This window comes from Chrysanthemum yellows phytoplasma, from assembly GCF_000803325.1.
GTDB classification, from domain to species: Bacteria; Bacillota_I; Bacilli_A; order Acholeplasmatales; family Acholeplasmataceae; genus Phytoplasma; species Phytoplasma asteris.
This window is the reverse complement of record NZ_JSWH01000142.1, coordinates 1-342: the sequence shown is the minus strand read 5'-3', so window position 1 is coordinate 342 and position 342 is coordinate 1. Positions and strand designations below refer to the sequence as shown.

General features: G+C 27.2%; 1 protein-coding gene. It reads right to left on the bottom strand.

The window, feature by feature from the left end:
* Positions 1-342: N-6 DNA methylase (locus OL66_RS02660; RefSeq protein WP_034172353.1), on the bottom strand; the 342-nt coding region annotated here is incomplete at both ends.

The window sequence follows — 342 nt, the reverse complement described above, 5'->3', positions numbered from 1 at the left end:
TTTCTTAACATAACTTTTAGTTTTAAAATCTAAATTAAAAGGGGGGTTGGTTATTACCAAAGATATTTTTTGTTTCTTTAAATCTTTTTGGCTTAATTCTAAAAAATTTTTATGAATTAAATCAGGAAAGGAGGTTTTTTCTACATCGACCCCCAAAACATCAAAACCTTTTTCTTGCCAAGGTAATAACAAAGAACCTTCACCAACGCAGGGATCAAAAATCAAACCGCATTTAATTTGAGGTGATAAAATATCATATAAAAATTGCGATACCCAACTAGGAGTATAAATAGTAGATTTTTTTTCATTTTTAAAAAAATTATTTCTATCAACTCGATACAT